This window comes from Methylobacterium sp. E-012 (assembly GCF_057836545.1).
In genome coordinates this window covers 1,655,159-1,673,780 of sequence record NZ_JBYQEY010000001.1, presented here as the reverse complement: position 1 = coordinate 1,673,780, position 18,622 = coordinate 1,655,159, and the positions used below count along the sequence as shown (strand labels likewise).

The 18,622-nt window shown below is 70.3% G+C and carries 19 protein-coding genes; 7 read left to right on the top strand and 12 right to left on the bottom strand.

What is annotated here, in order from left to right:
• Nucleotides 1-25: 25 nt before the first annotated feature.
• The gene (locus tag AC3IF1_RS07935) at nt 26-1,189 is read left to right on the top strand and encodes a mandelate racemase/muconate lactonizing enzyme family protein (RefSeq protein ID WP_489217041.1); all 1,164 of its coding nucleotides are present in this window, start codon (nt 26-28) and stop codon (nt 1,187-1,189) included.
• A 59-nt stretch (nt 1,190-1,248) separates the two neighbouring features.
• Nucleotides 1,249-1,926: a metallophosphoesterase family protein gene (locus tag AC3IF1_RS07930; protein WP_489217039.1), complete on the top strand. Its 678-nt coding sequence runs from the start codon at nt 1,249-1,251 to the stop codon at nt 1,924-1,926.
• Here the strand turns inward: AC3IF1_RS07930 and AC3IF1_RS07925 are convergent.
• From AC3IF1_RS07925 to hemA, 8 genes are all read right to left on the bottom strand, one after another.
• Nucleotides 1,918-2,295, bottom strand: coding sequence for a DUF423 domain-containing protein (locus tag AC3IF1_RS07925; RefSeq protein ID WP_489220350.1), 378 nt, complete (start codon nt 2,293-2,295; stop codon nt 1,918-1,920). The genes AC3IF1_RS07930 and AC3IF1_RS07925 overlap by 9 nt on opposite strands.
• Nucleotides 2,296-2,297: 2 nt before the next feature.
• Nucleotides 2,298-2,951, bottom strand: coding sequence for a ribosome biogenesis GTP-binding protein YihA/YsxC (gene yihA / locus AC3IF1_RS07920; RefSeq protein ID WP_243968365.1), 654 nt, complete (start codon nt 2,949-2,951; stop codon nt 2,298-2,300).
• Nucleotides 2,952-2,962: 11 nt separating this feature from the next.
• Nucleotides 2,963-4,822 (bottom strand): membrane protein insertase YidC, encoded by a 1,860-nt coding sequence (yidC, locus tag AC3IF1_RS07915; RefSeq protein ID WP_489217037.1) that lies wholly within the window; start codon nt 4,820-4,822, stop codon nt 2,963-2,965.
• Nucleotides 4,812-5,423, bottom strand: a complete 612-nt coding sequence (rnpA, locus tag AC3IF1_RS07910) for a ribonuclease P protein component (RefSeq protein ID WP_489217035.1) — start codon at nt 5,421-5,423, stop codon at nt 4,812-4,814. Before rnpA ends, yidC begins: the two co-directional genes overlap by 11 nt.
• A gap of 61 nt (nt 5,424-5,484) precedes the next feature.
• Nucleotides 5,485-5,619 (bottom strand): 50S ribosomal protein L34, encoded by a 135-nt coding sequence (gene rpmH, locus AC3IF1_RS07905; protein ID WP_039893469.1) that lies wholly within the window; start codon nt 5,617-5,619, stop codon nt 5,485-5,487.
• Nucleotides 5,620-5,788: 169 nt separating this feature from the next.
• Nucleotides 5,789-6,334: an adenine phosphoribosyltransferase gene (locus AC3IF1_RS07900; protein WP_243968368.1), complete on the bottom strand. Its 546-nt coding sequence runs from the start codon at nt 6,332-6,334 to the stop codon at nt 5,789-5,791.
• A gap of 70 nt (nt 6,335-6,404) precedes the next feature.
• Nucleotides 6,405-7,202, bottom strand: coding sequence for an inositol monophosphatase family protein (locus AC3IF1_RS07895; protein WP_243968369.1), 798 nt, complete (start codon nt 7,200-7,202; stop codon nt 6,405-6,407).
• Between the two features lie 308 nt (nt 7,203-7,510).
• A complete protein-coding gene (hemA, locus tag AC3IF1_RS07890) occupies nt 7,511-8,791 on the bottom strand; it encodes a 5-aminolevulinate synthase (protein WP_489220349.1) in 1,281 nt (426 codons plus the stop codon).
• A 330-nt stretch (nt 8,792-9,121) separates the two neighbouring features.
• Here hemA and AC3IF1_RS07885 point away from each other — a divergent pair, with 330 nt between their 5' ends.
• The gene (locus tag AC3IF1_RS07885) at nt 9,122-9,349 is read left to right on the top strand and encodes a hypothetical protein (protein ID WP_489217032.1); all 228 of its coding nucleotides are present in this window, start codon (nt 9,122-9,124) and stop codon (nt 9,347-9,349) included.
• Between the two features lie 85 nt (nt 9,350-9,434).
• Nucleotides 9,435-10,724 carry a UDP-N-acetylglucosamine 1-carboxyvinyltransferase gene (gene murA / locus AC3IF1_RS07880; RefSeq protein WP_243968432.1) on the top strand — a complete coding sequence of 430 codons (1,290 nt, stop codon included), beginning with the start codon at nt 9,435-9,437 and terminating at the stop codon, nt 10,722-10,724.
• 187 nt (nt 10,725-10,911) lie between these two features.
• Here the strand turns inward: murA and AC3IF1_RS07875 are convergent, their stop codons facing one another.
• Nucleotides 10,912-12,555, bottom strand: a complete 1,644-nt coding sequence (locus AC3IF1_RS07875; protein ID WP_489217030.1) for a DHA2 family efflux MFS transporter permease subunit — start codon at nt 12,553-12,555, stop codon at nt 10,912-10,914.
• A 5-nt stretch (nt 12,556-12,560) separates the two neighbouring features.
• Nucleotides 12,561-13,844, bottom strand: a complete 1,284-nt coding sequence (locus tag AC3IF1_RS07870; protein WP_489217028.1) for an HlyD family secretion protein — start codon at nt 13,842-13,844, stop codon at nt 12,561-12,563.
• A 205-nt stretch (nt 13,845-14,049) separates the two neighbouring features.
• Between AC3IF1_RS07870 and AC3IF1_RS07865 the strand changes: the two genes are divergently transcribed.
• Together AC3IF1_RS07865 and AC3IF1_RS07860 are read left to right on the top strand one after the other, a co-directional pair.
• On the top strand, nt 14,050-14,685 hold the full coding sequence (locus tag AC3IF1_RS07865) for an HdeD family acid-resistance protein (RefSeq protein WP_489217026.1): 636 nt from the start codon (nt 14,050-14,052) through the stop codon (nt 14,683-14,685).
• 103 nt (nt 14,686-14,788) lie between these two features.
• Nucleotides 14,789-17,239, top strand: coding sequence for a PBP1A family penicillin-binding protein (locus AC3IF1_RS07860; RefSeq protein WP_489217024.1), 2,451 nt, complete (start codon nt 14,789-14,791; stop codon nt 17,237-17,239).
• A 4-nt stretch (nt 17,240-17,243) separates the two neighbouring features.
• Here AC3IF1_RS07860 and AC3IF1_RS07855 read toward each other — a convergent pair whose 3' ends face one another.
• Nucleotides 17,244-17,672, bottom strand: coding sequence for a DUF1810 domain-containing protein (locus tag AC3IF1_RS07855; protein ID WP_489217022.1), 429 nt, complete (start codon nt 17,670-17,672; stop codon nt 17,244-17,246).
• A gap of 98 nt (nt 17,673-17,770) precedes the next feature.
• Between AC3IF1_RS07855 and AC3IF1_RS07850 the strand changes: the two genes are divergently transcribed.
• A complete protein-coding gene (locus AC3IF1_RS07850) occupies nt 17,771-18,136 on the top strand; it encodes a hypothetical protein (RefSeq protein ID WP_489217020.1) in 366 nt (121 codons plus the stop codon).
• A gap of 27 nt (nt 18,137-18,163) precedes the next feature.
• On the opposite strand, the gene AC3IF1_RS07845 is transcribed toward AC3IF1_RS07850, so the two are convergent.
• Entirely contained in the window at nt 18,164-18,364 is a 201-nt protein-coding gene (locus tag AC3IF1_RS07845; protein WP_489217018.1) for a hypothetical protein, read from the bottom strand.
• Between the last annotated feature and the right edge of the window lie 258 nt (nt 18,365-18,622).

Here is an 18,622-nt window from a genome sequence, read left to right as displayed (position 1 = left end):
GAGGCCAGCGAAAGGACAGCCCACCATGCGCATCGTCGACGTCCGCGAGGTGACCAAGCCGATCGCCTCGCCGATCCGCAACGCCTATATCGACTTCTCGAAGATGACCACGAGCCTCGTGGCGGTGGTCACCGACGTCGTCCGGGACGGGCGCCGGGTCGTCGGCTACGGCTTCAACTCCAACGGCCGATACGGCCAGGGCGGCCTGATCCGCGAGCGGTTCCGCGACCGGATCCTGGAGGCCGATCCCGCGAGCCTGCTCACGGAGGGCGGCGACACCCTGGATCCGCACCGGATCTGGGCCGCCATGATGCGCAACGAGAAGCCCGGCGGCCATGGCGAGCGCTCGGTGGCGGTGGGCACCCTCGACATGGCGATCTGGGATGCGGCGGCCAAGATCGCCGGCAAGCCACTGTTCCGGATGCTGGCCGAACGGACCGGGAAGCACGCGAACCCGCGGGTCTTCGTCTACGCGGCGGGCGGCTATTACTACCCCGGCAAGGACGATTCCGCCCTGCGGGCCGAGATGCGCGGCTATCTCGAGCGCGGCTACACGGTGGTGAAGATGAAGATCGGCGGCGCCCCGATCGACGAGGACCGGCGCCGGATCGAAGCGGTACTCGCCGAGATCGGCGGACGAGCCCGCCTCGCGGTGGACGCCAACGGCCGCTTCGACCTCGAGACCGCCATCGCCTACGCGCGGATGCTGCGGGACTACCCGCTGTTCTGGTACGAGGAGGCGGGCGACCCGCTCGACTACGCGCTTCAGGCGGCGCTGGCGCCCTATTACCCCGGGCCGATGGCCACCGGCGAGAACCTGTTCTCGCACCAGGACGCGCGCAACCTCCTGCGCTACGGCGCCATGCGGCCGGACCGCGACTGGCTGCAATTCGACTGCGCCCTGTCGTATGGGCTGGTGGAGTACCTGCGCACCCTCGACGTGCTCGCCGATTTCGGCTGGTCGGCGTCCCGCTGCATCCCGCACGGGGGACATCAGATGTCGCTCAACATCGCGGCCGGCCTCGGGCTCGGCGGCAACGAGAGCTACCCCGACCTGTTCCAGCCCTACGGCGGCTTCCCGGACGGCGTGCGGGTCGAGGACGGCCACATCACCATGCCGGACCTGCCGGGCATCGGCTTCGAGGGCAAGGCGGATCTGATCACGGTGATGCGGGATCTCGCGGCGTAGCGCCCCTGCGGATCCGGCACGGCCTTGCGGCGGGCGCCGCCGCGTTGGACGATGGCGCCATGGAATCCGAATCCCTCACCTACGCCGTCGGCGACATCCACGGCTGCGCGGCCCTCCTCGATACCCTCCTGGAGCGGATCGCCGACCATGCCGGCGGCCGGGCGCACCGGCTCGTCTTCCTGGGCGACTACATCGACCGGGGGCCCGACAGCGCCGCGGTCCTGCACACCCTCGGCCGCCTCAACTGGGCGGAGCCCGACCGCGTCACCTGCCTGATGGGCAATCACGAGCGCATGTTGCTCGACGCCTTACACACGCCGCAGGCGGCCGAGCGCTGGCTCAGCAACGGCGGCGACGCGACGCTCGAATCGTTCAACGCGCACGAGGTCGGCGAGCTTCCCCGCGACACCCTCGACTGGATCGAGGCCCTGCCAACCCTGCATGCGGACGCGGCCCGCTGGTACGTCCATGCCGGCTTCCGGCCGGGCGCCCCGATTCCGGATCCCGACGACCACAATCGCCTGTGGATCCGCGAGCCGTTCCTGGAGGGCGACCACGATTTCGGCCGGCATGTGGTCCACGGCCACACGCCGCAGCGGACCGGACGGCCGGAGCGGCGCCGGTTCCGCACCAACCTCGACACCGCGGCGGTCTACGGCGGCGCATTGACGGCCGGGGTGTTCTCCCAGGCCCAGGGACCGGCGCTGGCGTTCCTGCAGGTCCGGGCGTCAAGCTAGGCGGCGCAGCGGTAACACGGCGCACACAATCCCGGTGAGCCAGCCGCCCATGAGGGCGAAACCACCGGTGGGCGCCACCATCGGGAAGAGCGGGTGCTGCAGCCAGGTCCGCACCGCGAGATCGCCGCAGAACAGGATCAGGCCGAGGACCAGCAGCCCCGCCGCCGCGCGGGCGAGGCCCGGCCGGACGAGGCCGGCCGCGCCGAATCCGCCGAGGGCCAGGATCGCCGGGGCATGGAACAGGAGGAACTGCGCCGCCGTCTTCAGCGAATCCGCCCCGGGGATGTGCGCGGCGGCGGCGCTGAGCGCGACGCCGAGCAAGCCGGCGAGGCAGGCGAGCGCCGCGAGCGCGCGGTCGAGGCCGGACAATCTCACGCCGGGCGCTCCACGAGGAGCTTGGCGATCGCCGCCCGGAGTTCCGGGACGCCGCTGTCGTCGCGGCTGGAGGTCAGGATCACCTGCGGATAGGCGGCCGGGCGCCGGGCGAGCCCCGCCTCGATGCCGCTGATGCGGTCGGCGACCTCGCCCTTCTTGAGAGAATCGCCCTTGGTCAGCACGACCTGATAGCTCACCGCCGCCTTGTCGAGGCCGTCGAGCACGTCGGTATCGATCGCCTTGAACCCGTGCCGGGCATCGATCAGCATGAACACCCGGGCGAGGTTGGCGCGGCCCTTGAGATAGGCGTGGATCAGCCGGGTCCAGGCCTCGACCTTGGCCTTCTCGACGGCGGCGTAGCCGTAGCCCGGCATGTCGACCAGCGACAGCCGCTCCCCGATCCGGAAGAAGTTGAGCTGCTGCGTCCGGCCCGGGGTGTGCGAGGTCCGCGCCAGGGTGTTGCGGCCGGTGAGCGCGTTGATCAGGCTCGACTTACCCACGTTCGAGCGTCCCGCGAAGGCGATCTCGACACCCTCCATGGGCGGGATGCGCTCGAGGGTCTGGGTGGCCGCGTAGAAGTCGGCGGCGCCGGCGAACAGCAGGCGGCCGGCCTCGACGAGGTCGGCCGCGTCGTCGTTGGTCTCGGTCACGGCTTTCCCTGTCAGCCCTTGGTGGTGGCCGCCGCCTTGGTGCCACCGCGCCGGAATGTGGATCGCAGGTTGTCCCACAGCTCCACCTTCACGCCGTTGCGGCGCATGATGACGTATTGCTGGATCACCGACAGGGTGTTGTTCCAGGCCCAGTAGATCACGAGGCCGGCGGGGAACGAGCCCAGCATGAAGGTGAACACGATCGGCATGAAGGTGAAGATCTGCGCCTGGACCGGGTCCGGCGGCGCGGGGTTCATCTTCATCTGCACGAACATGGTCACGCCCATGATCAGCGGCCAGACGCCGAGATGGACGAAGTCCGGCGCCGGGAAGGGCAGCAGGCCGAACAGGTTGACGATGCTGGTCGGATCCGGGGCCGCGAGATCGTGGATCCAGCCAAAGAACGGCGCGTGGCGCATCTCGATGGTGATGAACAGCACCTTGTAGAGCGCGAAGAATACCGGGATCTGGATCAGGACCGGCCAGCAGCCGGCGACCGGATTGATCTTCTCCTTCTTGTACAGCTCCATCGTGGCCTGCTGCTGCTTCATGCGGTCGTCCTTGTACCGCTCGCGGATGCTGGCCATCTCGGGCTGCACGGCCTTCATCTTGGCCATGGACACGTAGGAGCGGTTGGCGATCGGCAGGAACAGCAGCTTCAGGCAGAAGGTCACCACCAGGATCGAGACGCCGAAATTGCCGAACAGGTGGTAGAAGAAGTCCAGCGCCCGGAACATCGGCTTGGTGATGAAGAAGAACCAGCCCCAATCGATCATCAGATCGAAGTGCTTGATGTTCAGGTCCTTCTCGTAGTTGTTGATCAGATTGACTTCCTTGGCGCCGGCGAACAGCCGCTGGGTCGCGGTGGCCGAGGCGCCCGCCGCGAGGTTCACGGCATCGCCGCGCACGCTCGCCTGGTAGACGTTGGTGGTGCCGTCGGTGCGGTCGGTGAAGGCACCCGTGTACGGCATGTCCTGATCGGGGATCGCGGCCGCCGCCCAGTACTTGTCGGTGATGCCCACGAAGCCGCCGCTCACGCCGGTCCATGCGCGGCCCTTGGTGTTGGCGCCGCCATAGGCGCCCTCCTTGGCGAGCTTGTCGTAGGTGAATTCCTGCAGGCCGTCGTTCCCGAGATAGCCGATCATGCCCTCGTGCAGGACGTAGTAGCCCTGGGTGTGCGGCTTACCCCAGCGGGAGACGAGGCTGTACGGATAGAGCGTGATCGCGCCCGAGCCCTTGTTCTCGACCTCGTCGCGGACCGTGAACATGTACTTGTCGTCGACCGCGACGATCCGCTTGAAGACGAGGCCGGCACCGTTGTCCCAGGTCAGGGTCACCGGCGCGCCGGGGGAGAGCACCTTGCCGTCGCTGGTCCAGAGGGTGTCGTTGGTCGGCAGCGGACCGGCCTCGGCCCCGACCCAGCCGAACTCGGCGTAGTACGGCGTCTCGCTCCCGGCCGGCGAGAACAGCACGATCTCCGGGCTCTTGGGGTCGACGGTCTCGTGATAGTTCTTGAGGGCCACGTCGTCGACGCGGCCGCCCTTGAGGGCGATCGACCCGGAGAGCGCCGGGGTCTCGATCCGGATCCGCGGCGAGCGGGCGAGCGCGGCCTCGCGGGAGACCGGGCCACCCTGCGCGGTCGGCAGGGTTCCCGGCGCCGGGGCGGCCGGGCCGCCCTCCTTGGGCGAGGGCGAGGGCACACCGTCCGGGGTCACGCCCGGGGGCTGCTGCTGTTGCTGGGCGGCCTTGTTCTGCGCCTCGATCAGGCGCTGTTGCTCCATCCGCGGGCCGGCCACGAAGTACTGCCACCCCAGCAGCACCAGCAGCGACAGGCCGATGGCCACGAACATGTTCGTCTTGTCATTGCCCATCAGGGACACCGCCGCACGCGTTCGGAGTGACGTCAGGGCGGACGCCGGTCCCGTCGGACCCGCGCGCGCCTGTGATTCGGGGACCTCTGCCGCGCCCGTACGACGTGCCGATGTCGGCTTGGCCGGACGGCGCGGGCTCACCCGCCAGGTGCGGGAGAGGCGTGGTCTTGGGTGTGGTCTCGGAAGACCGATCGCCAGGCTTGCCGGAGGGCCGCTTGCCGCGGCCCTGTCCCGGAGGCCGGGGGGCGGCCGGGCGCGTCACCGCGGGCAACGCCCGGCGCAGATCCTCGGCGAGGGTCTCGAAGGGTGCGTCCAGTGCGGGGCGGCGGGCGATCAGCACAATATCGGCCGGCAGGCTCGCGAGGTCGCTTGGGAGATCGGCCGCAACCAGGGACACGGCGGCGCGCAGGCGGCGGCGGATGCGGTTGCGCTCCGTCGCGTGGCCGACCCGCTTCGTGATGGTGAAGCCGAGCCGGAGGCCGGGCGGTCCGTCCGCCGTCCGGAGACGGCCCTGGGCGCTCATCCGCTCGGTGTGGAAGCGGCGCCCCTCGGCCGCCGCCAGGAAGTCGGGTCGTTTCTTGAGCCGCTCGATCGTCGCCATCGATGGTCCGATCCCGGCCAATCCTATCCCCCGCGGCATGGCCGCGAAGGGCTATCCAGCCTTAGGCCGACAGCTTCTTTCGGCCGTGGGCGCGGCGGCGCGCGATCACCTTGCGGCCGCCGGCGGTGGCCATGCGCGCACGGAAACCGTGACGGCGCTTACGGACGAGCTTGCTCGGCTGGTAGGTTCTCTTCATGGCTCAGAGCCTTCAAAGGTCGAGGCGCGCTCGCGGGCGGCTAATGCCGCACCCGACCTTCACGCGTCCTTGGTTGTCTGCAAACACGAAGGGCGCCCAGGCGGGGCGCCACGTCGCGAGTGGCGGGCTTATGGCGGAAGGGTCTTGCGAAGTCAACGTTTCGCCGACCTCAATGACCCTCGAACTGCATCAGGGTGCGCACCTCGACGCCCATGTCGCGCAGGCGCTGCGCCCCGCCGATCTCCGGCAGGTCGATCACGAAGCAGGCGGCCACGATCTCGGCGCCGATCTTCTGGAGCAGGTTCACGGCGGCGGTGGCGGTACCGCCGGTGGCGATCAGGTCGTCGACCAGCAGCACCCGATCACCGGGCCGCACGGCATCGACGTGGATCTCGATCTCGTCGGTGCCGTATTCGAGGGCGTAGGCCATCGAGACGGTCTTGTGGGGCAGCTTGCCCTTCTTGCGGATCGGCACGAAGCCGCAGGAGAGCTGATGGGCGATGGCGCCGCCCAGGATGAAGCCCCGCGCCTCGATACCGGCCACCTGATGGATCTGCCCGCCCGCATAGGGGTGGACCAGCGCGTCCACGGCCCGGCGGAAGGCCCGCGGGTCGCTGAGGAGGGTGGTGATGTCGCGGAAGACGATCCCGGGCTTCGGGTAGTCGGGAATCGAGCGGATCGATTCCTTCAGCGCGACGTGGCGGCGGGCTTCCATGCGTTCGGCCTTCCGTGGGGATCCGCGGGCTTAAAGCAGAAGCGCGCCGCCCTGACCAGTTTCCGACGGCTCAGGCCGCCTGGACCTTCTTGAGGATGGCGACCAGCTCCCGGTGCAGCCCCTCGTTGCCGCAGGCGACCGAGCGCGGCGCCAGCGGTTCGGCCGCGCCGTCCGCCGAGGTCACGTAGCCCCCCGCCTCGCGCACCAGGATCACGCCGGCGGCGAAATCGTAGGTCTGAAGGTCGCGCTCCCAGTAGGCGTCGAGGCGCCCGCAGGCGACGTAGGCCAGATCGAGGGCCGCCGATCCCATCCGTCTTGTGCCGCCCGCCACCGCCATGACGGCGCCGAGTTCGCGCAGGAGGCGCGGATGGCTGCCCCGGCCGAGGTAGGGCGTGCCGTAGCCGACCAGGGCGTCGGCCATGTCCTGGCGGCCGGAGACCCGCAGGCGGCGGTTGTTGAGGTAGGCGCCCTTGCCACGCTCGGCGACGAACAGCTCGTCCTTGATCGGGTCGAAGATCACGCCGGCCACGATCTGGCCCTCGCGCTCCAGGCCGACCGACACCGCGAAATGCGGCACGCCGTGCAGGAAGTTCGACGTGCCGTCGAGGGGGTCGATGTGCCAGGTGTGGCTCTTGTCGGTGCCCTCGATGATGCCGTTCTCCTCCATCACGAGGCCGTAGCCGGGCCGGGCCTTCATCAGCGCCTCGCGCAGCACCTCCTCGGCCTTGCGGTCGGCCGCCGAGACGAAGTCGCCGGGGCCCTTGCGCGAGACCTGGAGGTTCTCGACCTCGCCGAAGTCGCGGCGCAGGCCGCGCGCGGCCTTGCGGGCGGCGTCGACCATCACGGTCATGAGCGGGGAGGAGATCATTTCTATGAGACTTTTCGCGAGAACGGGTTGGCGCCGTGGTTACAGGGGCGCGCCGGAAAAGACGAGATGGGGGCGGGAGATGGGCGGGCGCAGAAGAGTACAGCGGCTCCCCCTCCCCCCTGTGCGGGGGAGGGTGGCCCCTGCGTCAGCAGGGGTCGGGAGAGGGGAGCGCGGGTTCAGAATGAGGCGGGGCCTTCAAGACGGGCATAGCCTCGTCCTGCACCGTCGCTCCCCTCTTCCGACCCGCTTCGCGGGCCACCCTCCCCCGCAGAAGGGGGAGGGAATGGCGCGGCGAGCCTCGAAAAAACCTACTCCGCTGCCTCGACGAACACCGTCCCGGCCCGCGGCAGGTCCAGCGTCTCCCAGGTCTCTGTCAACGCCGCAGCCAGGCGTTCGATGTGCCCGGCATCGTGGAACGGCGAGGGCGTGATCCGCAGGCGCTCGGTGCCGCGCGGGACCGTCGGGTAGTTGATCGGCTGGATGTAGATCGCGTGCCGCTCCAGCAGGTGGTCGGCCGCCGCCTTGCACAATTCGGCATCGCCGACCATCACCGGCACGATATGGGTCTCGGTCTCCAGCACCGGCAGACCCGCCGCCGCCAGCGCCGCTTTGGTGGCCGCCGCCTGGCGCTGATGCGCCTCGCGCTCGGCGCTGGAGCGCTTGAGATAGCGCACCGAGGCCCGGGCCGCAGCGGCCACCGCGGGCGGCAGCGCGGTCGTGAAGATGAAGCCCGGCGCGAAGCTGCGCACCGCGTCGCAGATCGCCGCCGAAGCGGTGATGTAGCCGCCGACGCAGCCGAACCCCTTGGCGAGCGTCCCCTCGATCACGTCGACCCGGTGCATCACGCCGTCGCGCTCGGCGATGCCGCCGCCGCGCGCGCCGTAGAGCCCGACCGCGTGGACCTCATCCAGGTAGGTCATTGCCCCGTAGCGGTCAGCGAGGTCGCAGATCCGGCCGATCGGCGCCACGTCGCCGTCCATGGAATAGACCGACTCGAACACGATCAGCTTGGGCCGGTCGCCGGCCTCGCGCAGGAGTTCCTCCAGGTGCTGGAGATCGTTGTGGCGGAAGATCGTCTTCGCGCAGCCGGAATGGCGTACGCCCTCGATCATCGAATTGTGGTTGAAGGCGTCGGACAGGATCAGGCAGTCCGGGATCAGCTTGGCGATGGTCGAGATGCCCGCTTGGTTCGAGACGTAGCCCGAGGTGAAGACGAGGCCGGCCTCCTTGCCGTGCAGGTCGGCGAGTTCGCGCTCCAGATCGACCAGGGGCGAGTTGTTGCCGGCGATGTTGCGCGTGCCCCCCGCGCCGACGCCGCAGCGGGCGGCGGTCTCGGTCATGGCGGCCACCACCTCCTTATGCTGGCCCATGCCGAGATAGTCGTTGGAGCACCATACGGTGATCTCGGCGGTCTTGCCGTCGGGCTGGCGCCACTTCGCCGTTGGGAAACGCCCGGAGATGCGCTCGATATCGGCGAAGACGCGGTAGCGGCGCTCGCCATGCAGCTGTTCCAGGGCGCCGCGGAAATACCGTTCGTATCCCGAGCCGGCGCGCGTCGATCCCGCTTGGGCGAGCACCGTGCTGGGCATCCGGGTGACGGTCATCGAGCGTCCTTCGCGTGTTCGGCCGGCGGGGTGGCGCCATCGGGCACCCGGATCCCGCGATCGAGGTCCGGCCTCGGTTCAATCCTTCGCGTGAGTGGCCGAAGATACGCGCGGATTTGGAACTGGTTCAAGGTAAGGCTCCGACATCGCTGCCCTGCATCCGTTGAGAGGGCCGGCCGAACGCGATAGCGTCGACCCGATCTCATTCCCCCAACATGGCGCCCGTTCCTTGAGCCTCCGCGACTCTTCCTTCCGAGACGGACCTTGGCCGGTCCAAGGACATGCCGCGATCTTGCGGCGGCGAAGGGTCGCGCGGTGACGGACGGCAAGGACGGGGGGGGCGCCAGGGATGGGCGTGCGAAGGACGGGGGCGCGAAGGACGGGCGCGCGGAGCGCCTCAAGGCCGCGCTGCGCGAGAACCTGCGGCGCCGGAAGGCACAGGGCCGCGGGCGGGCCGAGGCGCAGCCCTCCCCCGAAGCGGACCAGATCGTCGATGGCGGGGTCGCGCCGAGCGGTCCAGATTCCGACAAATCCCGGCTATAGGAACGGCCAAGCCCGGGCGCCGCAGCGTCCGCGGGGAAGACGGCCGGCCGCGCGCCCCTCTGGGCGCGCCGCCCGAGGATACATGATGGACCGCATCCACATCACCGGCGGCGTGCCGCTCAACGGCGTGATCCCGATCTCGGGCGCCAAGAACGCGGCGCTGCCGCTGATGATCGCGAGCCTGCTCACCGGCGAGACGCTCGAACTCATCAACGTGCCGCGGCTGGCCGACATCGCCGCGCTGACGCGGATCCTCGGCAATCACGGCGTCGACCACATGGTCGTCGGCAAGCGTCCCGGTCAGACCACGGAGACCGGGCAGACGATCCGGCTCACCGCCTCCAACGTGATCGACACCACGGCGCCCTACGAGCTGGTCTCGACCATGCGGGCGAGCTTCTGGGTGATCGCCCCGCTGCTTGCCCGGTTCGGCGAGGCGAAGGTCTCGCTGCCCGGCGGCTGCGCCATCGGCACGCGGCCGGTGGATCTGCTGATCATGGCGCTCGAGAAGCTCGGGGCCGAGATCGAGATCGACGCCGGCTACGTGGTCGCGAAGACGAAGAACGGATTGCGCGGGGCCGAGATCGCCTTCCCGAAGGTCACGGTGGGCGGCACCCACGTGGCGCTGATGGCGGCGGCGCTGGCCTACGGCACCACGGTGATCGAGAACGCCGCCCGGGAGCCCGAGGTGGTCGACCTCGCCGAGTGCCTGAACAAGATGGGCGCCAAGATCCGCGGCGCCGGCACGCCCCATATCGAGATCGAGGGCGTGGCCCGGCTCGGCGGCGCTCGGCACGCGGTGCTGCCCGACCGGATCGAGACCGGCACCTACGCCATGGCGGTGGCGATGGCCGGCGGCGACGTGACCCTCAAGGACACCCGGGCCGACCTGCTGCATTCCGCCCTCGACATCCTGTCGACCACCGGGGCCGAGATCAGCCAGGTCGAGGGCGGGATCCGGGTGCGCCGCAACGGCGCCGGCATCGCGGCGGTCGACGTGACCACCGACCCGTTCCCGGGTTTCCCCACCGACCTGCAGGCGCAGTTCATGGCGCTGATGACCCTCGCCAAGGGCCAGTCGCACATCCGCGAGACGATCTTCGAGAACCGGTTCATGCACGTGCAGGAACTGGCCCGCCTCGGCGCGAAGATCCGGCTGGACGGCGACCTGGCCGTGGTCGAGGGCGTCGAGCGGCTGAAGGGTGCCCCCGTGATGGCGACCGACCTGCGCGCCTCCGTCTCCCTGGTCATCGCCGGGCTCGCCGCCGAGGGCGAGACGCAGATCAACCGGGTCTACCACCTCGACCGGGGCTTCGAGGCCCTGGAAGCCAAGCTCGCCCGCTGCGGCGCCCGGATCGAGCGCGTCCGGAGCTGAGTCGCTCCGCGGAGCCGGGACCCTGGTCGAGACCCGGGGGCCGCCCGGCACCGCGCCTGTGACGAACCCCCGTCCGCGCGTATGGAAGGGGCCCCCGCTTCCGATCCCGGCGACCGCGTCGGGCAGCGCCGCCGGGATGGGCACGGCATCGCACCCCCCAACCGCGATCGGCGAACCACGAGTCCCGTCAATGCCCCCCGGCCGGCGCGCCGCCGCCGAGCTTGACGGTCTTCAGGCTGAGCGCCAGGGGCACCGCGCAGGCGGCCACGAGCCCGAGCACCCAGAACACGTCGATATAGGCCCAGTAGGCGACCTGGGTCTGGAGGACGCTGCCGATCCAGGCGGTCGCTTGGTTCTGGGCCTCGACGCCGGCATAGCCGTGCTCGGAGAAGTACTGCGTCGCCTGCCGCATGGTCTCCTGATAGGCCGGCGCGGAGGGGGTCACGGTCTCGACAAGCCGGCTCTGGTGGAACTGGCTGCGGTAGGCCAGGATGTTCTGGGCCAGCGAGACGCCCATCGAGCCGCCGACATTGCGGGCGACGTTGATCAGCGCCGAGGCCTGATCGGTCTGGTCCTTGCGGATCCCCTCGTAGGAGGCGGAGGTGATCGACAGGAACACCATCGGCAGTCCGATCCCGATATAGACCCGCGACCACGCGAAGAACGCGAAGGTGGTGGTGCCGTCGAGCCGGGTCAGGTCCACCATCCCGAGCGCCACGATGGCCATGCCGGCGGCGATCAGCCATTTCGGCTGGATGTAGGCGGAGACACGGCCGGTCAGGAACATCATCACCACCGTGACGATGCCGCCCGGGCCGAGCACCAGCCCCGACAGGGTGGCGGTGTAGCCGTAATACTCCTGCGTGATCTGCGGGATGAACTGCGTGGTGGCGATCAGGATCGCCCCGGTGAACATCATCACCAGGAAGCAGGAGCCGAACTGGCGGTTGCCGATGAGGCTCAGATCGACGGCCGGGTTCTTCTTGTTCAGGAGCCACGGGATCATGGCGATGAATGAGACCACCATCAGCACGGCCGAGACGTTCATCAGCGTCGAGGTGCCGAACCAGTCCTTCCGCTGGCCCTCGTCGAGGATCACCTCCAGGGAGCCGAGGAACAGGGCGACCAGCAGGAAGCCGACGATGTCGAAGCGGATCCCCTTCCGAACCAGGGCGCGGCGTTCGGTCTTGGCCGCCTCGCTGTCCTCGATGAGCCAGTACATCAGCCCGAGGGCGATGATACCGATGGGTCCGTTGATCAGGAAGCACCAGTGCCAGGAGGCGTTGTCGGAGAGCCAGCCCCCCAGTGTCGGGCCGATCACGGGCGCGACCACGATGGCGACGCCGTAGAGCGCGAAGGCCTGTCCCCGCTTCGCCGGCGGGAAGGAATCGGCCAGGATCGACTGCGCGAGCGGTGCCATCCCGCCGCCACCGAGGCCCTGGAGCACCCGGAAGAACAGAAGCGATTCCAGGCTCCAGGCGAAGCCGCACAGGATCGACGCGATGGTGAACAGGCCCACCGACCACATGAAGAAGGCCTTGCGGCCGTAGCGCTTGGCCAGGAAGCTCGACGCCGTCAGCGTGATCGCGTTGGCCACGAGGTAGCTCGTCACCACCCAGGCCGCCTCGTCGGGCCCGACCGCGAGCCCCCCCGAGATGTAGCGCAGCGCCACGTTGGCGATCGTGGTGTCGAGCACCTCCATGAAGGTCGCGAGCGCCACCACGCCGGCGATCAGCCATGGATTGTGCCCGCCCGGCGCGGTGCCGGAGGCGGACTTGCCTGATGCCGCTTTGCCTGATGCCGCCTTGCCGGCCCCGGTGCTGCCGGCCATCCCGCTCACCGCACCGTGACGGTGGGGACGATCGACATGCCCGGGCCGATCGCGACGTCCTTCGGCCAGTCCTTGACGACGATCTTGACCGGGATGCGCTGCGTGACCTTCACGTAGTTGCCGGTGGCGTTCTGCGCCGGCAGCAGGCTGAAGGCGGTGCCGGAACCGGGCTGGACCGAGGCCACGGTGCCGTGGATCTTGCGGTTCGGGTAGGCGTCGATCTCCAGGTCGACCGGCTGGTCCGGACGCATGTCGGTGATCTGGGTCTCCTTGAAATTCGCGGTGACCCAGATGTCGTCGGGCACGAACATCGACAGGCTCTGACCGGCCTGGGCGAGCTGGCCGATGCCGCCGGTGAGCCGCACGACGCGGCCGGACTGGACGGCACGGACCGTCGTGTAGCCGAGATTCAGCTCCGCCTGCTCGACCTGCGCCTGGTCGCGGGCGAGCTGTGCCTGTGTGGAGGCTTTCTGGGCTTCGAGCGAGCCGATCTGCTTCTGCGCCGCGACCACGCTGGCATTGGCGCTCTGCAGCGCGGCCTGACGCTGCTGGAGCGTCGAGGTCGCCGATTGCGATTGCTGGATCGAGCCCGAGCCACGATCGGCGAGGTCCTTGTAGCGGGCGGCGTCCTCCTGGGCGAATTTCAGGGCCGCTTCGGCGGTGGCGACCTGCGCCTTCGACACGTCGATATTGGCGTTCTGCGCCTGGATCTGGGCATCGATGTTCCGGATCGCGGCTTGGTCGGCCACGACCTGCGCCTTTGCCTGATCGAGGGCGATCGCGTAGTCGCGCTGATAGATCTGGAACAGGATCTGCCCCGCCTCGACGTGCTGGTTGTCGGTGACCGGCACGTCGACGAGATAGCCGCCGACCTTGGGCTGGATCGAGATGCTGCGGGCATCGACGAACGCGTCGTCCGTGCTTTCGTAGGGATGCATGTACAGGAGCCAGTAGAAGAACACCCCGACGCATAGGGCGACCACCGCGAGGCCGCCGAGCAGGAACGCGACGGGGTGCCGCCGCAGGATGTTGGGGCGCCGCGCGTCGCCCTGCGCGTCGTCCTCCGTCGCGTCGGCCTTGTCCTCGGCCTGCGCGGCCTGATCGTCGCCGTCCGAGCCGGGTTTGCGAGCGGTCTCCGGGTCCCGCTCCGGGCGATCTCCGCCGAGATCCATGACGTCGCGGTCGGAGAGGGCGCGGCCCGCGCCGTCCCGGTCGCCCGCATCAACCCGGCTGTCGGCCGGCCGCGCGCGTGCCTCGGCCTCGGAGGCCTGCCGCTGATCGTCAAGCATGGGAAGTCGCCGCCCGATGGGCCGGCCACCTCACGGTGACCGGGCTCTGCACATCGCCCGCCTCGCGGTTCAAAAGCCGGGCGCCGGCCCAAGGTTCCATCGCGGTTCCCCAGCGATGCCGCCCTGCACAGGAACGGTTGCCGCGATGCGGCGTTTTGCGCGGGAATCTCGGCCGTTCAAGGCCGTGCAGATTCGGAGTCCCACCATGACCAGCAGTCCGACCCCCTCCCCCGGGCCGACAGCGACCTCTCCCACCGGAATCCCGCTGGTGGGTGTCGCGCGTCTCGATGCCATGAGCGCGGCGCTCGCCCGCAACTGGTGGCTCGTCGCCCTGCGCGGGGTCGTGGCGATCCTGTTCGGCGCCCTCGCCCTCACCGCCCCGGGGGCGTTCGTGCTCTCCCTGGTGCTGTTCTTCGCCGCCTACATGTTGACCGACGGCGTCTTCGCCATCCTCGGCGCGGTCCGGGCCGCGCAACGTCACGAGCGCTGGGGCTTCCTGCTCCTGGAGGGGCTGGTCGACATCGTGGTGGCGGTCGCCGCCGCGCTGGTGCCGGCCGCCGCCGTCTGGGCCTTCGTGCTCATGCTCGCCGCCTGGGCGCTGGTGACCGGTGGCCTGATGATCGCGGCCGCGTTCCGGCTGCATCTCCATTACGGGCGCTGGTGGCTGATCCTGGGCGGCCTCGTGTCGATCCTGTTCGGGATCGCGCTCATCGTCGCGCCGGGCATGTCGGCCCTGGTGCTGACGTGGTGGATCGGTGGCTACAGCCTCGCCTTCGGTATGCTCCTGCTGATCCTCGCCATTCAGCTGCGAAACCGGCACGGCGCGGCCGGGCTGCGGTGAGGCCGGGCGCACCGTCTTTTCCCCAAAGGCCGGTGGTCACCGTTCCGAACGATGCTCTAGAACCGACCCACGGCCGGAACGCCCGGCCCCGGAACCCCATGCGATGATGCCCGATGCGCCGGAGCGCAGCCCGGCCGACGGGCCGACCCCGTCAGGTTCGAATGCCGGGCCGGACCCGCGCTCGGCGGCCCGGGAGGCCCGCCGCGCCGCCGGCGACCTCGCGCGCAGCCTCTGGGCCCTGATCGCCGCGGGCGGCCTCGGTATCGCCGGCCTGGCGCGCACGATCTCTGTGCGGGCGCGGGGCCTTCTGGAGCGACGGCGCCGCGCCGGCCCGGTGGTCCGATCGCCGGAGCCGATCGGGACCACCGCCCCCTCACCTCTCCGTGGCGACCGGCCGCTCCGCTCCCGCCTGCGCCGGCACCCGGCCCTGATCGCCGCCGCGGCCGTGATCCTGCTCCCGGTCCTGGCGCTGGCGGTCTACCTGCTCGCCGCCCTCCTGACCCTGCCGCCACTCGGCGGGGCCGTCATCGAGAGCGGCCAGCGGGCGATCACGGTCGAGGCCGATGACGGACGCGTCTTCGCCACCCGCGGCAGCTTCCGGGGCCAGAAACTCACCGCGGCCGACCTGCCGCCACATCTCGCCCAGGCGATCGTGGCGATCGAGGATCGGCGTTTCTACAGCCACTGGGGCATCGACCTGCGCGGCCTCATCCGGGCCGCGTGGCGCGACGTCGCGGGCGGCGGCGTCCGCGAGGGCGGATCGACGATCACGCAGCAATACGCGCGCCTCACCTCCCTGAACCAGGAGAAGACACTCTGGCGCAAGGCGCAGGAGGCGCTGCTGGCTCTGCGGGTCGAGGCGACCATGAGCAAGGACGAGATCCTGCTCGGCTACCTCGACACCGCCTATTTCGGCGCCGGGGCCTACGGGGCCGACGCGGCGGCCCGGCGCTACTTCGGCAAACCGGCCAAGGCCCTGAACCTCCCGGAATCGGCCATGCTGGCCGGGCTGGTGCGCGCGCCCTCGCAGCTCGCCCCGACGCGCAACCTCGGCGGCGCCAAGGAGCGGGCCGACGTGGTGCTCCAGGCCATGGTCGAGACCGGCGCGATCACCCAGAGCGAGTCCGACGCGGCGCGGCGCCAGAGCGTGACCCTGAAGACGCCGCCCGAGGCGCCCCCCGGCACCAACTACTTCCTCGACATGATCGCCGGCGACGTGAAGCGGTTGGCCGGCAAGGACGGCGACCTCACGGTCCGCTCGACCCTGAACCTCGACCTCCAGAGTCTCGCCGAGGGCGTCGTCGCCCGGCGCCTCGACAAGGACGGGCGCCGCCGCAAGGTCGGCCAGGCGGCCATGGTGGTGCTGTCGAAGGAGGGCGCGATCCTCGCCATGGTGGGGGGCCGCGACTACGAGGACAGCCAGTTCAACCGCGCCGTCCAGGCCAAGCGCCAGCCGGGCTCCCTGTTCAAGCTCCTCGTCTACCTCACCGCCTACGAGCAGGGCTACACGCCCGACTCCGTGCTGGTCGACCGGCCGGTGCAGATCGGCGACTGGGAGCCGGAGAACGACGACGGGCGCTTTCGCGGGCCGGTGCCGCTGCGGACCGCCTTCGCCCTCTCGATCAACACGGTGGCGGCCCAGCTCGGCCAGGAGGTCGGCATCCCGGCGGTGATCGCGACCGCGCGCAAGCTCGGGATCCAGTCCGACCTGCCGAACGTGCCGAGCCTGGTCCTCGGCTCGGGCGCCGTGAGCCTCCTGGAGATGACCCGCGCCTACGGTTCGGTGCTGTCCGGCCGCGCTCCGCTCCAGGCCTTCGCCATCCAGGCGATCCGCGGGGCGGCACCGCAGCCGCTCTATGTCCAGCCCGACGCCGCACCCGGGGCAACCCTCGCCCAGGAGCCGCGCACGGCAATGCTCGATTCGCTCCAGGCGGTGGTCGAGTCCGGAACCGGACGGGCGGCGCGGGTGCCGGGCCAGATCATCGGTGGCAAGACCGGCACGAGCCAGGATTTCCGCGACGCGTGGTTCGTGGGCATGAGCCCGGATCTCGTGGTCGGGATCTGGGTCGGCAACGACGACGACAGCCCGATGAACCGGATGTTCGGCGGCGAGATGCCCGCCGGGATCTTCCACGACTTCGTCCAGCGGGCGTCGGAGAAGCTGGCCAAGGGGAAGCCGCGCCCCTCCGCGGAACGGTCCGAGCCGGCCCGGGCGCCCATGCCCGCGCCGGCCGCGGCGGGGGATATCCGGGGCGTGCCGGAGGTGGTCGATACCGGGACCCTGTCCCTGCGCGGGCGCACGGTGCGCCTCCTCGGCGTCGAGGGGGAGCGTGGCCATCTCGCCCGCCAGCTCGCGAGCTACCTGCGAAGGCGCGAGGTGGTCTGCACCGGGGCCGCCGACGCCGCCGGCGCCCGGTGCCGGATCGAGGGCGACGATCTCGCCGGGCTGATCCTGGCGGCGGGCGGGGCCCGGGCCGCGGAGGATGCACCCCCGGACCTACTCGGCGCCGAGGAGCAGGCGCGGGCCGAGCGCGTCGGGCTCTGGGGCCGCTGAGGCGTCAGCCCGTCCCGAGCTTGGCCAGGGTCAGCGGATCGGGTTCGGCGGCGAAATACCGGGCCAGCGCCTCGGCGAAGAGGGCCTCGTCCGGCGCAGCGGCGGAAAACAGCGTCAGGCTGGAGCGGAACTTCACGTCGTCCGGGGAGCCGAAGATCGCGTGTGCCGAGCGCCCGGACACGGCGTTGACCGCCTTCGTGCAGTCCCGCAGGCGCACCCCCAGTACCGGATGCGCGAGATAGGCGCGCGCCTCGGCCAGGGAACCGAGCGCGTAGCGCTGCGCCATCGGGCTCGAACCCAGGCCAGCGATCTGCGGGAAGATGAACCACATCCAGTGGCTGCGCTTCTCCCCGGCCCGCAATTCCGCGAGGGCCTGCGGATAGACGCCGTCCTGGGCCGTGACGAAGCGTCCGAGATCCTGCACGTCCGCCATCGCCCTGCTCCTCGCCGCCTCGGTGGGACAACGGCCCGGCGCGCTCCGGGATGCAGGGCGTCCCTGACGTCCCGGCTGGTTTCGTGTAAGCGCGGCCTATGTTCGGCACCCTCGTCGCCTTCATGGTCGCGAATCCGGCGACAAGCCACGCCCTGACGGCCATCCTCGAGACCGGCGGGATGGCGGCCGCCCTGATCCTGCTGCGGACGCCCCGGCCGGAGGGCACCGCTGCGCTCCTGGTCTCGACCTACTATTACGGCCGGGAGGCCGGCCAGCGCGAGCACGACGTCAAGCACGCGGGCTGGGACGCCGTTCAGGCGCATCTCGGCGCCGAATTCCTGTACGGCTGGGCCCTGCCGAACCTTCAGCAATGGGTGGCGCCGACCTGCGCAGCCTGGGCGGTGGCGGCCACGATCCTCCTGCTCCGGTCGCGGACCCGGCGCGCCGGCAGCGCGCTCCGGTAGCCTGCTCCGGTTCGAACCGCCCCGCGCTCAGGTCCGCGCGAAGGGGCCGTCCGACGGACCGATCTCGCTCCGGTCGCCGAGGAGCCGGCGGGCCGAGGCGATGATCTGGACCGTGTCGCGGTTGTCGCACTGACGCCGCGCCAGGGCTTCCAGATCACGCAGGTAATCGATCACCGGACTGCGCTGCTTCTCGCCCCGTCCGATCACCGGCTCGACCTTGGCGGTCACCGTCCCGGCGACTGTCTCCCAGAATCCGGGCTGGCAGCCCGCGGAATCTCGACGTGAAGGCTGGTGCATCGCGCGTACCCTTCTGCCTCGCAGGCCGGGTTTGTCGAGCGTTTCGCGGCGCGCCGCATTCACCCATGTTGGATGCGGCGCCGCAATGCCGCGGACGCCCCGACACGCGTGCGCCATTGTCATCGCCGGCCGCCGAACGTCAGGTGTCGGGGCCATCAGGGCGGCCCGCGCCTCCAGGCGGCTGCGTCC

What these genes read in the sequence shown, in the direction of transcription:
- AC3IF1_RS07935 (WP_489217041.1), top strand. Translation starts at nt 26, where the DNA reads ATGCGCATCGTCGACGTCCGCGAGGTGACCAAGCCGATCGCCTCGCCG.
- AC3IF1_RS07930 (WP_489217039.1), top strand. Translation starts at nt 1,249, where the DNA reads ATGGAATCCGAATCCCTCACCTACGCCGTCGGCGACATCCACGGCTGC.
- yidC (WP_489217037.1), bottom strand. Translation starts at nt 4,822, where the DNA reads ATGGGCAATGACAAGACGAACATGTTCGTGGCCATCGGCCTGTCGCTG.
- rnpA (WP_489217035.1), bottom strand. Translation starts at nt 5,423, where the DNA reads ATGGCGACGATCGAGCGGCTCAAGAAACGACCCGACTTCCTGGCGGCG.
- rpmH (WP_039893469.1), bottom strand. Translation starts at nt 5,619, where the DNA reads ATGAAGAGAACCTACCAGCCGAGCAAGCTCGTCCGTAAGCGCCGTCAC.
- AC3IF1_RS07900 (WP_243968368.1), bottom strand. Translation starts at nt 6,334, where the DNA reads ATGGAAGCCCGCCGCCACGTCGCGCTGAAGGAATCGATCCGCTCGATT.
- AC3IF1_RS07895 (WP_243968369.1), bottom strand. Translation starts at nt 7,202, where the DNA reads ATGATCTCCTCCCCGCTCATGACCGTGATGGTCGACGCCGCCCGCAAG.
- hemA (WP_489220349.1), bottom strand. Translation starts at nt 8,791, where the DNA reads ATGCCCAGCACGGTGCTCGCCCAAGCGGGATCGACGCGCGCCGGCTCG.
- murA (WP_243968432.1), top strand. Translation starts at nt 9,435, where the DNA reads ATGGACCGCATCCACATCACCGGCGGCGTGCCGCTCAACGGCGTGATC.
- AC3IF1_RS07875 (WP_489217030.1), bottom strand. Translation starts at nt 12,555, where the DNA reads ATGGCCGGCAGCACCGGGGCCGGCAAGGCGGCATCAGGCAAAGCGGCA.
- AC3IF1_RS07870 (WP_489217028.1), bottom strand. Translation starts at nt 13,844, where the DNA reads ATGCTTGACGATCAGCGGCAGGCCTCCGAGGCCGAGGCACGCGCGCGG.
- AC3IF1_RS07865 (WP_489217026.1), top strand. Translation starts at nt 14,050, where the DNA reads ATGACCAGCAGTCCGACCCCCTCCCCCGGGCCGACAGCGACCTCTCCC.
- AC3IF1_RS07860 (WP_489217024.1), top strand. Translation starts at nt 14,789, where the DNA reads ATGATGCCCGATGCGCCGGAGCGCAGCCCGGCCGACGGGCCGACCCCG.
- AC3IF1_RS07855 (WP_489217022.1), bottom strand. Translation starts at nt 17,672, where the DNA reads ATGGCGGACGTGCAGGATCTCGGACGCTTCGTCACGGCCCAGGACGGC.
- AC3IF1_RS07850 (WP_489217020.1), top strand. Translation starts at nt 17,771, where the DNA reads ATGTTCGGCACCCTCGTCGCCTTCATGGTCGCGAATCCGGCGACAAGC.